Here is a 12,154-nt window from a genome sequence, read left to right as displayed (position 1 = left end):
CTGGGCGGTGTCGGACATCTGCCGCTCCTCGCGATGGTGGTGGAAAGTTGATTACTCAACCAACTTACGGCTGGTTAGATGATGCGTCAACCATCTGCAGGGCGCGGTCTTCTCGGACGGCGTGCAGTCCGCTCAGCGGTCCGCCGTCCACCTGCATCAGGCGTCCCATCTCAAGCGGGCCGAGGTCGACGGGCGCGAATCCGAAGTCCTCGACAACGGAGCGGAAGAGATCCTTCGAGGTCCCGTCGTCGCCGGCGTAGAAGAGGATCCGGCGGCCCGCGTCGGTGACGGGGTCGGCGGCGATGTAGGGGCCGTACATGTTGTCGAAGGCCTTGATGACGTGGGCGCCGGGGATCAGTGAGGCGACCAGTTCGCTGCCTCCGATCTCGAGGTGGTCGGCGACGAAGGTGGGGGTCAGGCTGGCCCACTGGTTCGTGGCGTCGATAACGATCCGGCCGTCGCGGGTGGGCAGGTTGCCTACCGCGTCGCGCACCCGTGTCCAGCGCACGGCGAGCACGACGAAGTCCGCGGCTCCCGCCTCGGCGACGGTGCCGGCCGACGCGCGGGGACCGAAGGCGTCGACGACGGCGTCGAGGGTGCCCGGACCGCGACTGTTGCTGAAGACCACGTCGTGACCGGCCTTGACCACGTGGCCGGCGATGGCGCGCGAGACCGTTCCCGCGCCGATCATTCCAAACTTCATGGGTCACTCCTGTTGAGCGGGGGCGTGGGAGCAGCCGGGATCCGGGCGTGCCCGGCGCGGGACGACCCCGCCGGATGGCGTCACGCGCCGGATGCGATGGAGATGTGGCTCTGGCTGTGCAGGCCGACGATGCTCACGATGTGTTTCCCGGAGCGCCGAGATCTTGGTTGACTCGTCGACCGTATTGGCTCTTGGTTGACGTGTCAACCAGCAGGTAATATCGCCGCATGCCGACGGAACCGACCTGGCTCAGCCCCCGTGAAGACCGCGCCTGGCGGGCCTTCATGCACGCGCACCACCAGCTCGCCGTCCGTCTGCGCCGGCACCTTCTGGAGGACTCCGGACTGACGGAGGCCGACTACGAAATCCTCGCTGTGCTCTCGGAGCACGCCACGGGCAGTCTGCCCGCTCGGGAACTGTGCGCCCTGCTGCAGTGGGAGAAGAGCCGCCTCTCCCACCAGACCCGGCGCATGCAGGAGCATGGGTTCATCGTCCGGGAAACCAACCCAGCCGATGCCCGCAGCTCCATGATCCGCCTCCTGCCCGCTGGACGCCGCGCCATCGAGGACGCCGCGCCCCAGCACGTGCGCAACGTCCGCCGGCACTTCATCGACCTGCTCACCCCCGCCGAACTCGACATCCTCACCGCCCTCAACGAACGGATCCTGGGCCACCTCGCCGAGGACCCGTTCCCCGAACACTCCACCCCAGACGAACCCGCGCTCTCGCCCTGAGCGGCGTGACCATTCCGGATCACCGCCACCGCATCCTCGCCAAACAATCAAGGACCGCAGTCAAGGAAGTAGGTCCGAGTTCCCGCGCGGGACTCCTCACAGCGCTGCTCGTGGTAGCGAACGAGTCGTCCTTCGCCGCCGGCCCAGCAGTCGGCCCGTACTTGTTCGGCGCCGCGGGAGTTCGCCTCGCGGATGACCGCGGCGAGCAGATGCCGGCCGACCTCACGGCCGGCATGCGGACGGGAGGTCGCGAATGCTTCGAGGTGGAGCTCAGTCCGGTCGGCGGCCGGCGCGTGAGCGATGCCGAAGCGGGCACGCGTGCTATCTGCGTCCCCGGGCGACGTGTTCGCGTACGGCGGGTATCGATTCGGCGGCGAAGCGTTCGAGCACGTCCGGGTCGTCGCTGGCCAGGATGAAGATGCTGACGCCGTCCTGGAGGGTCATCTGGGCCAGTGCTTCCGGGGTCTGCTGGTCCGGGAAGATGTTGAGCAGACGGGTGATCTCGCGGGGGTCGCGGCCCGCGGCCCGTGCGGCGTCGTCGATGATCGCGTTTCCCTTGGGCAGGCCGCCGGGCTCCATGACCGGCAGCGACGGCAGCCAGCCGTCGGCCTTGCGTCCCACCAGGTCCTGCATCCTCGGCTTGTGGGCGCCGAGCCAGATCGGGATCTCATGAGCGGGCGCGGGTCCGCGCTCGGCGCCGTGGACCTTGTAGAACTCGCCGTCGGCATTGAGGGTGCCGGGCACGTCGACGTCCCAGATCCCGCGGATCACGTCGATGGCCTCGCCGAGCGCCGCCACGCCCTGCAGCGGGGTCAGCCGCCGTCCGCCGGCCGCCTGTACGGCGTCCCAGTAGAAGCCGGCCCCGATCCCGAGGCTCGTCCGTCCACCGGAGAGCAGGTCGAGGCTGGCAGCCGCGCGGGCGAGCACGGCGGGGGGCTGGCGCAGAGGCAGGTTCAGCACGTTGGCGGACACGCCGATGCGCTCGGTCCGCGCTGCCACCCAGCTCAGCAGGGTCCAGGTATCGAGGAAACTCGACTGGTAGGGATGATCCTGGAAGGTGACGAAGTCGAAACCGAGCCGCTCACTGCGCTGCGCCAGCTCGACCGGACGGTCCGCCGGGGAGTTGGCGGGAGAGATGAACGTTGCGAAACGCAGAGGATGGCCGTAGTCAGGCACGGGTGTCTCCTTCAGTCTTTCGTGTGTGGCCAGCCACGATGAGATGTTGTCGCCGACCTGTTTGATGACGTCTTCGCCGGTGCCGGACGCGGGCAGTCCCGGGTCGTCAGAGTCGATTGCCTGCAGGTCGGATGGCACAGGGGCCGCCGACATCCCGGGCAGGCGGAACCCTGCCTGCCCGGGATGGCCGCCTGGTGCCAGTGCGCGGCGCTGGAACTGCAAGCGGGCTTCAGTCCGGGACGTTGACGCCGAGGCTGATGTTGAACCCTGCGCCATGGCTGGCCAGGCCCATCAGCAGCGGGCCCGCCGCCTCCAGCCAGTGCGCCGCCGCCAGGTCGCCGGCATCCAGCGGGCGCAGCCCGAGGCTCTCGATGAACGCCGACACGCTCGCCTTGGCGTCCGCGTCGTCGCCGGCTATGAGCACGTCCAGTGGGCCGCCCTGGGCCAGGACGTGGCCGAAGACGGTGTTGAACGCCTTCACGACATGCGCGCTGGCCGGGGCGGCCTTGGCGATCTCCTGCGCGCCGGACGAGCCGTCAGGGGTGACCAGCGCGGTGGCGTCGGCGTTGAAGGTGTTCGAGATATCGATGACGACCTTGCCGGCCAGTGCGTCCCCGTACTGGGCGAGGACCTGCGCGGCGCTGGTGTAGGGCACGGCGAGGATGACGATGTCGCCGGCCGGCACGGTGCCGAATGTCCCGGCCGTCGCGCCGCCGCCGAGTTCGGCGGCCAGGTCCTTGGCCTTGGCCTGGTCGCGGCCGATGACCTCGACGGCGTTGCCGCCCTCGACTGCGCGGGCGGCTATGGCGCGGGCCATGCCGCCCAGGCCGACGAAGCTGATGCCACTCATGGACGGGTACTCACTTTCTGTAGTCTGGGATGAACTTTTTGCTTTGAAGGGACCGGGGGTCAGCTGCCCGGCCGGATGGCTCAGACTTGACTGAACCCGCCATCGACGACCAGGTTTGCGCCGGTGATGAAGCCGGCGTCCGCAGAGGCGAGGAACAGCGCGGTGGCCGCGATCTCTTCACTGGTCCCCAGCCGTCCCAGGGGGATGGCGGAGGTGATCTGCTCCCGGAATTCCGGGGTGACGGTGCTGAAGAGCGCGGTGTCGATCGAGCCGGGACTGATGACGTTTACCCGGATGCCGCGGTCCTTCAGCTCCGCGGCCCAGGTGCGCGCGAGTGAGCGAACGGCTGCCTTGCTCGCCGAGTAAATCCCGGCGCCGGGGATGCCCTTGGTCGCGCTGGTCGTGCCGTTCAAGATGATCGACGCGCCGTCGCTCATCAACGGCAGCAGGTATTGAACGGTGAACACGGTGCCCCGGAAGTTGACGGCCACGAGCGTGTCGAACGAGTCCGGGGTGATGCTGCCCAGCGGGTCGGATACCGAGCCGATGCCGGCGCTGGCGAACAGGACGTCGACTCGTCCGTGATGCTCCCGCACGGTGTCGGCCAAGCGGGCGAGGTCGTTCAGGTTTCCTGAGTCCGCCTGCACGCCCGTTACGTTGTGGCCGATGGCGGTGACCGCCTCGTCCACTTTGTCTTTGCGTCGTCCGGTGATGAACACGTGGGCGCCTTCAGCCACGAACAGCTTGGCCGTTGCTAGCGCCATCCCAGACGTCGCTCCGGTGATCACTGCGACTTTGCCATCGAGCTTGGGCATGGTGAACTGGCCTTTCTGTTGGTTGTGGTTTGTGTTTTGGTGGTTGGCGCCGCGATCCGTCCTGCCACCGGGGCGCCGCCCGCCACGGGCTGTCAGATCAGTCCGCCGGCGATCTCGTCGAGGGGCTCGGGCTGGCCGGCCTCGTGATGGAGCCGGGTGCCGCCGCGGATCAGGGCACTGCAGAGGACGGCAGCGGCCCAGAAGATGCCAGCGGCCCACCAGTAGCCGACGGTGAACCCGTGCACGGTTGCGCCGACGACGGCAGTGCTGCCGTGGCGGGTCAGGTAGTGGCTGGTGGCGCTGGCGACGAAGGTGCTGATCAAGGCGACGCCGAGCGCCGAGCCGAGCTGCTGGGAGACGTTGTTGAGCGCCCCCGCCGTACCAGCGTCGCGCGGATCGACACCCTGCTGCCCAACCGCGACTGCCACGACGGCGGCAGACCCGATGCCGGTCCCGACCAGGACCAGCCCGGGCAGCACCCAGGCCGCGTACGGGCTGCCCACACCGGCCTGGGTCAGCAACGCGGCTCCGGCACCGGAGGCGATCAAGCCGGCGGCGACGATGACCCGCATGGTCAGGTGCCGCAGCAGCACGCCCTGGGTCAGCGTGGCGACTACGGCGATCGCCGCCATCATCGGCAGGAACGCGACGCCGGTCATGATCGGCGAGTAGCCCAGCACACCCTGGAAGTAATAGGTCAGGAACAGGAACAGCGCGAACACCGCCGCGTTCGCCAGGAAGAGCGTCAGGTAGGCGGCACCACGGTTGCGGTCGGCGACCACCCGCAGCGGGATGAGCGGGTGGCGGGCGACCTGCTGGAGCACGACGAAGCCGGCCAGTAGGAGACCGCCGGCGATGAGCGGGGTCAGTGTGACCGCCGAACCCCAGCCGTCGGTCTGGGCCTTGGCCGACCCGAAGACCAACCCGAAGACCGCCGCCGAGCCGACGACCGTGCTCGGCACGGAAAGCCTGGGCTTGTCGGGCTCGGCGGAGTTGTGCAGCAGTGTGAGGCCACCGATGATCCCGGCGACCGCGAGGACGATGTTGACGTACATGCACCAGCGCCAGTCCACGTAGTCGGTCAGCAGCCCGCCCAGCAGCAGGCCGACGGCGCCGGCGCTGCCGGACACCGCACCGAAGATCCCGAACGCCTTGTTCAGCTCCTTGAGGTCGGTGAAAATCACCGTGATCAGCGACAACGCCGCCGGCGCGAGAACTGCGGCGAACCCGCCCTGGGCGGCCCGGGCGGCGATCAGCGTGCCGATGTTCGGGGCCGCGCCGCCGGCAGCGGAGGCAATCGCGAACCCCAGCAGTCCCACGATGAACATGGTCCTGCGGCCGAGCACGTCGCCCAGCCGGCCTCCCAGCGGAAGCAAGCTGCCGAAGGCCAGCACGTAGGCGGTGATCACCCACTGGCGGCTGGCGTCGGAGAAGCCGAGGTCGGCCTGCGCCGAGGGCAGGGCAACGTTCACGACGGTCGCATCCAGCAGGATCATGATCTGGGCGATGACGAGGACACCCAGAGCCATCCAGCGCCGCTCGTCATCGGGATCGGGCGAAGCGGCCAGGCGCGCTCCGACGGCCTCCGCGGGCCGCGCAGGCGCCTGCGCCCCGGAGGCGGACGGCTCCATAGTGCTCATCTGCTTCGCTCCTCGTGCGGTCAGGTCAGAGCACCAAGATGAGGCACCCCTCCGGTCGTTGCTGTCTACCTGAACGGAGGGGTACCTCACCATATTCCGGAGGGGTGCCTCAAGTTGGCGGCAGTTTCGGGCCTCGACATCTGGCGGCACCAGAGGGATGAGGGGAGACGAGGTGCCCCTCGCCGCCTGGTCGCGGACGCTGCCCGCGACGGCGGGGACATCCAGGCCGGGTACCGCCCGGTCCCGGCAGCCACCCGGCCTGTTTCTCGGCCCTGCCGCCGCGCCCAGGGCGCCGAACGAACGTCATGCTCGCGGGATGGCCACCGGGATCGTCAGCCAGCTGGGCCGCCACGGTGCTGCCGCGCGCCGTCAGCCACGTCGCGCACGACCATGCCGACGAGCTCACCGAGGTCAACCGCGCTCGGCCGGGCTCCTGAGCGGCGCGGAAAGGGAGGTCGCCCTCACCATCGCTGGTAAACTGACGAAGTGAGCGGCCGCGACGTGGAGCAGATGCGACGGCCCCTGCGCCGCGACGCCCGGGAGCGCCGAGACAAGCTCCTCGCCGCGGCGCAGCGCGAATTCGCCGCACACGGCGTGGATGCCTCCCTGGAGAAGATCGCACGCGACGCCGGCGTAGCCATCGGCACCCTGTACCGCCACTTCCCAACCCGCCTGGACCTGCTCATGGCCGCCTTCCAGCCCCGGCTTCAGGAGTTCCTCGACGGGGCCAACAAGGCCCTGGAGATGAACGACCCGTGGGAAGGTTTCGTCTACTACCTGGAGCACCTGTTCGGCATGCAGGCGGGAGACCGGGGTTTCAACGACTTCCTCTCCCGCCGCTTCACCGACAGCGCCGAGACCGAGCGCATCCACGACGAGATGTGCCAACAGATCGTGGACATGCTCACCCGGGCCCAAGAAGCCGGCGAGGCTCGCTGCGATATCACCCTGGCCGACATCGTCAACCTCATCTGGTCGAACGGCAGGATCATCGAGGCCACCAGCGCCACGGCGCCCAACGCCTGGCGGCGTTACCTCTACCTCATGCTCGACGCCTACCGGGCCGAGCGGGCACATCCGATCCCCGAGCCGCCGATGACGTACGAGCAGTTGTACGACGCCATGGTCCATCTCAGCGAGGCGCAGTAGGCGCGGCCGGCACCAGAGCCCATAGCACCGTGTCGGCGCGCGCCGACACGGTCCTATGCTCGTCGACCGGCGCGGGCTAGGTTGAGGCCGCCTCTGGCGGCTGGTTGTCGAGTGTTGGATGCGTGTCGCTACGGATCTGCGCGACCAGGCCGCGGGCGGTGTCGGCGCCGACGTGCAGCCGTTTGCGCAACGTCTCAGCGGAGATTGGGCGTTGGCGGTGCTGCCAGTGCAGGACGTCCTCGGCGCGACCACCAGCGGCACCGTAACGGCCAGGAACACCGCCAGCAGCCCCAGTCCGCCGCCCGCCGCTGATCCGTCGCAACTACCGCTGGCGCCGCCTGCGTGCGGTCACGAGCACCGCGGCGCCTCCGATCGACGCGACGCCACCGACCAGCAGCGGTGTGCTGGCCGAGACGCCGTCAACGAGTACCCCACCGACGGTTGCGCCGACGGCGATCCCGATGTTGCAGACCGTCACGATGGCCCCACCGATCTGCTCGAGTCGTGCCGGCTCGGTCCGGGCGCCCCAGCTCAGGATCGTGGTCGGCACACCGCCGAACGCGAGACCCCACACCGCGGCGGCGATGAACAGGCCGACGACCGAGCCACCGGTCAGGCGCATGACGAGCATCCCTACCCCCAGCGCAGCAGGGAACAGGAACACGCCCACCAGGGGAGCGCGGTCGGCCAGAGGACCACTGAGCACCGTGCCGAGGAAGCTGGCGACACCGAACACGAGCAGCAGCACCGCGAAGCCGGCGTCGTCGATGCCGGACAGGTCCTGCACGGCCGTCCGGATATAGGTGAATCCGCTGAAATGCCCGCCGAAGATCAGCAGTATCGCGAACAGGCCGACCAGGACTATGCTGGAGCGCAGTACCGATCCGAGCGCCCGAAGCCCGCCTGCCGCTGCGGGAGTGACGTTCGGCAGTGTCGCCGCCTGCGCGATCACAGCGAGCACCGCAACGCCGGCGCCGAGCAAGAACACCCCCCGCCATCCCCAGACCCCGCCTAGCCAGGCGCCGAGCGGAACGGCTGCGACAGTGGCGCCCGAGACGCCGGAGTTGATGACGGTCAGCGCTCGACCGACGTGGTCGGTGGGCACCAGGTGCGCGGCCATCGCGGCGGCCATCGCCCAGAACCCGCCGAGCGCGACACCCAGCAGGAGCCGCGCGGCCAGCAGCACGTAGAGGTTGGGTGCGATCGCCACGATCAAGTCGGAGACGGCAGCAAGAACGGTGAGGACGATCATGACGTGGCGCCGATCGGCACGCGGCAGGACCACCGAGATGAACAGAGCCGCCAGGGCGGCAGCGAATGCGGTGACGCTGACGGCCTGCCCCGCCGCGCCGGCCGACACGCGGAGGTCCTCGGCGACGCGTGGCAGCAGACTCGCTGGCAGGAACTCCGACATGACGATCGCGAAGATCCCCAGGCTCAGCGAGACGACACCGGCCCAGGCCGGATTTCCGGCCGTCTCGCCGCGTCCGCCCGCCACGCGCAGGCGAGTATCGGCAAGCTCCAGTTGTTCGCAGGTGCTCACCAGGGCAGCTCTCCTGCCTCGTCCTGAAAGGTCCCGGTCGGGCCGGTCGGGTCCAGGGTGGCCAGACGCACGACGACTCGGGCGCTCTCCTCGACCGGTCGTCCGATGCCGAACGCGGCCGTCATGTCGGTGGCGGTGGTGCCCGGCTCGAGGGCGTTGAACTTGATGCCCGGCTGGGACTTGGCGTAGTGGACCGTGAGCATGGTGGCGGCGGACTTGGACGCCGAGTAAAGCGCCAGCGGCAGACCGAACTCCGGCCGCTCGGGATTGTTCACTGCCCAGAACGACCCGGCGCTGCTGGAGATGGTGACGACGGTGGGGTTCGACGACTTGCGAAGCAGGGGCAGCGCGGCTTCGGTGACGCGCACGATGCCCACCGCGTTCGTGTCGAAGGAGCGCAGAGCCGCGGGGCCGTCGAGCCCGGTCTCCAGCACACCTGCGTTGTGCACCAGGACGTCGAGACGGCCCTCGGCCGCGCCGATCGCCGTCAGCGCGCTGCTCACAGAGGCATCGTCGGTCACGTCGAGCTGGACGAAGCGCGCCCCGAGCGCCGCTGCGGCGGCCTCACCCCGCGCGACATCCCGCGCACCGATATAGACGTCGTGCCCCAGTTCCAGCAGCTGTCTGGCGGTCTCGTAACCGATGCCCTTGTTGGCTCCGGTGATCAGTGTGACGGTCATGTCTGTCCTCTCGAAATGCATGGCCCGACCAGGCCGTTGTGCACGCTATGCGCGGCACACCGACTCACCCAGAGCCCTCCGCAGCCTGGGGTGTGACACGACCCCCCCTGACCGCTGCGCAGCGGCTTAGGCTCGCCGCATGAGCGAGTCGACGAATGCCCTCGGGGGGTATCTGCGTGCCCGACGCGACCTGGTCATGCCGCAGCAGGCGGGCATCCCCGACGCCGGTGTGCGCCGTGTGCCGGGGCTGCGGCGGGAAGAAGTCGCCATGCTCGCCGGCGTCAGCGCCGACTACTACCTACGGCTGGAACGGGGCCGCGACCGCAACCCCTCCGTACACGTGCTCGAGTCGATCGCACGCGTGCTCCAGCTCGACGACGACCACTTCGCCCACCTGCTGGCACTAGTTGCAGAGGTTCCCCGACAGCGGAAACGCCGACCGCGCAAGGAGCCCCCACCCGCTGGCTCGCTGAAGCTCCTGGACTCCCTCATGCAGCCTGCCTTCATCGAAGACCGGTACTTCGACGTCCTCGCCGCGAACCGCATGGCCACCGCGCTCTCACCGGGCCTGGCCGTCGGGGGCAACCAGCTGCGAGACCTGTTCCTGGAGCCGGCCGAGCAGGCACTGTACCCGGAGTGGGAGAATGTCACCGAATGCTTCATCGCGAGTCTGCGGCAGGCCGTGGGCACCGACATCGACGATCCCCGCTTCATCGAACTCACCGGCGAGCTCTCCCTCGCAAGCCCGCGATTCCGTCAGCTCTGGGCCCGGCACGAAGTACGTGGACAGCGCGGAACCCCCCTCCGGATCAACCACCCGCAGGTCGGGGAGATGACGCTCAACCGAGAGCGACTGGCTATCAACGGCACCGAGGGCCTGATGCTCGTCGTATATCACCCGGACGCTGGCTCCAGCGATGCGGACAAGCTGGCTCTGCTGGCCTCCGCTGCCCTGCCCACCTCAAACACCGAGCACGAGTCCCTGAGGCACACATGACGACCATCGGAATCATCGGCGCAGGCGAGGTCGGAAGCCAGATCGCCCGCGCAGCGATCGCGAACGGCTACACCGTCGTCATCGCCAACTCCCGGGGACCGGAGACCCTGAAGGGTCTCATCGCCGACCTGGGACCATCCGCGCACGCCGCCCGTGCCGAAGATGCTGCGGCCGCCGGGGACTTCGCAGTCGTCGCAGTGCCCCTCAAAGTCGTCAACGACATGCCCGTCGAAGAGTTGGCCGGCAAGATCGTGCTCGACACGAACAACTACATGGTCTGGCGCGACGGCCAGATCCCCTTGATAGATTCAGGCACCAAGACTGTTCACGAGTTGCGGCAGGAACAGCTTCCGACGTCGAAGGTCACCAAGGCGTTCACCCACATCCAGGCTCCGAACCTGTTGCGGTTTGGCCGACCCGCCGGAGCCCCCGACCGCATGGCGTTGGCTGTTTCGAGCGACTACCCGGAAGCCGTCGAGCTCGTCACGCGACTGTACGACCAGTTCGGCTTCGACACCGTCGACAACAGCCCGCTGAGCGACTCCTGGCGCTCTGCCCCCGGCACGCCGATGTGGCGCTTTCACGATTCGGGGCAGCACCGCGAGGAGCTGGTCCGCAACCTAACAGCAGCAAAGCCCCCGCACGAGGTCGAACTTGGCGAGGCCTGACCGAACCCGAAGTGATGTCAGGGCCAGCAACCAAGATCAATCGGTTCGGATGCTGGTGCATATGGTCCACACCCCCTGACCTGCGCGTTTGCGGCGATCAGGCCGTTCGTAAGATCGACAACTCGCCCCGGTGGTGCCTGGTGGCGGACTGGCTGCTGGCTCCAACGCAGATCCTGGCCAGCCTCACGGGCGGCGTGGTCCTGCACGACCCGCTCGATCTGCTCACCGCGCGGCGCCATGCGCTGGCCTGGTACCCCGACGATGTCTGGCGTTATGTCCTGGCAGCCGGCTGGTTGCGTGCGAGCCAGGAAGAACCGTTCATCGGCCGCACCGGCGGCCGGGGCGACGACCTCGGCTCGCGCATGCTCGCCGCCCGCGGAGTGGTTCGCGCGGCAGTCGGATGTCGGCGGGCGCCGCACGTACGGCGGTGCCTGGGTCGTGCGGTCATCGTCGTCTGGAGGCGATAATGGTCGGGTGACCGTCGACCTGCGTGACAGCCGGATCGCCGAGGTGTGCCGGCGTTACGGCGTCGCCGAGCTGTCCGTCTTCGGCTCGGTGGCGCGCGGCGAGGACACCGACTCCTCGGATGTCGACCTGCTGTCGGAAGCGATGGAGGCGGCGAAGAGCGCCGCGGCCAGCCATCGGCCACTCGCGGCCAGCAGGGCCACGGCGAGGCCCGTCAGCGCCGCGCCCAGGTAGAACAGCGCATCGGTCCGCGTCGGCCCGGGTCGCGGCGCGCTGGACGGTGAAGGCGGAGCTTCCGGATCCCATGTGTCCGCCGCGTCCCGCGCGTACCTGAGGATCAGCCAGTCCAGTTGATCGGGCTCCACGCCCACCCCGACGTTTCCGTAGCGCCGCACGAGACGTTCTTCCAGATGCGCACGTAGCCCCGCCGTGTGGTCGGGCCAGTTCCCTGCCCGGTGCGGCCGCGCCGGGCTGAAGTGCATCTCGATGAGCCTATGGACGTCCTTGCGGAAGGAGGTCGGCGTCCAGGGGCGTGCCAGGCGCGGGTCGGGTAGCTCGGATTCGCGCCGCAACGCCTCGTCGCGCAGCGCGCTCGTCGCACGTTCCGGTCCGTAGCGCTGTAGGAGGTAGGCCGCCGCAGCCAGGCAGAACGTGGCAAATGCCGCAGCCAGCCCGAACGGCCCGACGGCAAGGGCGCTTACCCCGAGGACCAGCCCGCAGCCGCCCCCGACGGC

The 12,154-nt window shown here is 68.9% G+C and carries 15 protein-coding genes; 7 read left to right on the top strand and 8 right to left on the bottom strand.

Going from position 1 to position 12,154, the window contains the following annotated elements; translation table 11 throughout:
• Positions 1–64: 64 nt before the first annotated feature.
• Positions 65–703 (bottom strand): NADPH-dependent F420 reductase, encoded by a 639-nt coding sequence (locus AC6EXY_RS04290; protein ID WP_101831428.1) that lies wholly within the window; start codon positions 701–703, stop codon positions 65–67.
• A 227-nt stretch (positions 704–930) separates the two neighbouring features.
• On the opposite strand from AC6EXY_RS04290, the gene AC6EXY_RS04285 reads away from it, so the two are divergent.
• Positions 931–1,437, top strand: coding sequence for a MarR family winged helix-turn-helix transcriptional regulator (locus AC6EXY_RS04285; protein ID WP_101831429.1), 507 nt, complete (start codon positions 931–933; stop codon positions 1,435–1,437).
• A gap of 47 nt (positions 1,438–1,484) precedes the next feature.
• Here AC6EXY_RS04285 and AC6EXY_RS04280 read toward each other — a convergent pair whose 3' ends face one another.
• The 5 genes from AC6EXY_RS04280 to AC6EXY_RS04260 all read right to left on the bottom strand — a co-directional run bounded on the left by AC6EXY_RS04280 (position 1,485) and on the right by AC6EXY_RS04260 (position 5,918).
• Complete coding sequence (locus AC6EXY_RS04280) at positions 1,485–1,739, bottom strand: GNAT family N-acetyltransferase (RefSeq protein WP_423748062.1); 255 nt, start codon at positions 1,737–1,739, stop codon at positions 1,485–1,487.
• 19 nt (positions 1,740–1,758) lie between these two features.
• Positions 1,759–2,613 carry an LLM class flavin-dependent oxidoreductase gene (locus AC6EXY_RS04275; protein WP_243407425.1) on the bottom strand — a complete coding sequence of 285 codons (855 nt, stop codon included), beginning with the start codon at positions 2,611–2,613 and terminating at the stop codon, positions 1,759–1,761.
• A gap of 229 nt (positions 2,614–2,842) precedes the next feature.
• Positions 2,843–3,463 (bottom strand): NADPH-dependent F420 reductase, encoded by a 621-nt coding sequence (locus AC6EXY_RS04270; RefSeq protein ID WP_101831431.1) that lies wholly within the window; start codon positions 3,461–3,463, stop codon positions 2,843–2,845.
• A gap of 80 nt (positions 3,464–3,543) precedes the next feature.
• Positions 3,544–4,278, bottom strand: coding sequence for an SDR family NAD(P)-dependent oxidoreductase (locus AC6EXY_RS04265; RefSeq protein ID WP_101831432.1), 735 nt, complete (start codon positions 4,276–4,278; stop codon positions 3,544–3,546).
• 92 nt (positions 4,279–4,370) lie between these two features.
• Complete coding sequence (locus tag AC6EXY_RS04260; RefSeq protein ID WP_101831433.1) at positions 4,371–5,918, bottom strand: MFS transporter; 1,548 nt, start codon at positions 5,916–5,918, stop codon at positions 4,371–4,373.
• A gap of 305 nt (positions 5,919–6,223) precedes the next feature.
• Here AC6EXY_RS04260 and AC6EXY_RS04255 point away from each other — a divergent pair, with 305 nt between their 5' ends.
• Together AC6EXY_RS04255 and AC6EXY_RS04250 are read left to right on the top strand one after the other, a co-directional pair.
• On the top strand, positions 6,224–6,355 hold the full coding sequence (locus AC6EXY_RS04255) for a hypothetical protein (RefSeq protein ID WP_279354613.1): 132 nt from the start codon (positions 6,224–6,226) through the stop codon (positions 6,353–6,355).
• Positions 6,356–6,404: 49 nt separating this feature from the next.
• Positions 6,405–7,067: a TetR/AcrR family transcriptional regulator gene (locus tag AC6EXY_RS04250; protein ID WP_499842293.1), complete on the top strand. Its 663-nt coding sequence runs from the start codon at positions 6,405–6,407 to the stop codon at positions 7,065–7,067.
• 322 nt (positions 7,068–7,389) lie between these two features.
• Here AC6EXY_RS04250 and AC6EXY_RS04245 read toward each other — a convergent pair whose 3' ends face one another.
• Positions 7,390–8,610 carry an MFS transporter gene (locus AC6EXY_RS04245; RefSeq protein WP_499816599.1) on the bottom strand — a complete coding sequence of 407 codons (1,221 nt, stop codon included), beginning with the start codon at positions 8,608–8,610 and terminating at the stop codon, positions 7,390–7,392.
• On the bottom strand, positions 8,607–9,290 hold the full coding sequence (locus AC6EXY_RS04240; RefSeq protein WP_101831436.1) for an SDR family NAD(P)-dependent oxidoreductase: 684 nt from the start codon (positions 9,288–9,290) through the stop codon (positions 8,607–8,609). The genes AC6EXY_RS04245 and AC6EXY_RS04240 overlap by 4 nt, the downstream gene beginning before the upstream one ends.
• A gap of 139 nt (positions 9,291–9,429) precedes the next feature.
• Between AC6EXY_RS04240 and AC6EXY_RS04235 the strand changes: the two genes are divergently transcribed.
• The 4 genes from AC6EXY_RS04235 to AC6EXY_RS04220 all read left to right on the top strand — a co-directional run bounded on the left by AC6EXY_RS04235 (position 9,430) and on the right by AC6EXY_RS04220 (position 11,654).
• A complete protein-coding gene (locus tag AC6EXY_RS04235; RefSeq protein ID WP_101831437.1) occupies positions 9,430–10,287 on the top strand; it encodes a helix-turn-helix domain-containing protein in 858 nt (285 codons plus the stop codon).
• A complete protein-coding gene (locus AC6EXY_RS04230; RefSeq protein WP_101831438.1) occupies positions 10,284–10,955 on the top strand; it encodes an NADPH-dependent F420 reductase in 672 nt (223 codons plus the stop codon). Before AC6EXY_RS04235 ends, AC6EXY_RS04230 begins: the two co-directional genes overlap by 4 nt.
• Positions 10,956–11,095: 140 nt before the next feature.
• A complete protein-coding gene (locus tag AC6EXY_RS04225; protein WP_243407427.1) occupies positions 11,096–11,422 on the top strand; it encodes a DUF4037 domain-containing protein in 327 nt (108 codons plus the stop codon).
• A complete protein-coding gene (locus AC6EXY_RS04220; protein ID WP_499842292.1) occupies positions 11,394–11,654 on the top strand; it encodes a nucleotidyltransferase family protein in 261 nt (86 codons plus the stop codon). Before AC6EXY_RS04225 ends, AC6EXY_RS04220 begins: the two co-directional genes overlap by 29 nt.
• The last annotated feature ends 500 nt before the right edge of the window (positions 11,655–12,154 follow it).

It is taken from the genome of Frankia sp. RB5 (genome assembly GCF_059816245.1).
Note: the sequence above shows the minus strand (reverse complement) of the source record. Positions and strands in the feature narration are given on the sequence as shown.

Coding starts and splice junctions, on each gene's coding strand:
- AC6EXY_RS04290 (WP_101831428.1), bottom strand. CDS start 703: ATGAAGTTTGGAATGATCGGCGCGGGAACGGTCTCGCGCGCCATCGCC.
- AC6EXY_RS04285 (WP_101831429.1), top strand. CDS start 931: ATGCCGACGGAACCGACCTGGCTCAGCCCCCGTGAAGACCGCGCCTGG.
- AC6EXY_RS04270 (WP_101831431.1), bottom strand. CDS start 3,463: ATGAGTGGCATCAGCTTCGTCGGCCTGGGCGGCATGGCCCGCGCCATA.
- AC6EXY_RS04265 (WP_101831432.1), bottom strand. CDS start 4,278: ATGCCCAAGCTCGATGGCAAAGTCGCAGTGATCACCGGAGCGACGTCT.
- AC6EXY_RS04260 (WP_101831433.1), bottom strand. CDS start 5,918: ATGAGCACTATGGAGCCGTCCGCCTCCGGGGCGCAGGCGCCTGCGCGG.
- AC6EXY_RS04255 (WP_279354613.1), top strand. CDS start 6,224: ATGCTCGCGGGATGGCCACCGGGATCGTCAGCCAGCTGGGCCGCCACG.
- AC6EXY_RS04240 (WP_101831436.1), bottom strand. CDS start 9,290: ATGACCGTCACACTGATCACCGGAGCCAACAAGGGCATCGGTTACGAG.
- AC6EXY_RS04235 (WP_101831437.1), top strand. CDS start 9,430: ATGAGCGAGTCGACGAATGCCCTCGGGGGGTATCTGCGTGCCCGACGC.
- AC6EXY_RS04230 (WP_101831438.1), top strand. CDS start 10,284: ATGACGACCATCGGAATCATCGGCGCAGGCGAGGTCGGAAGCCAGATC.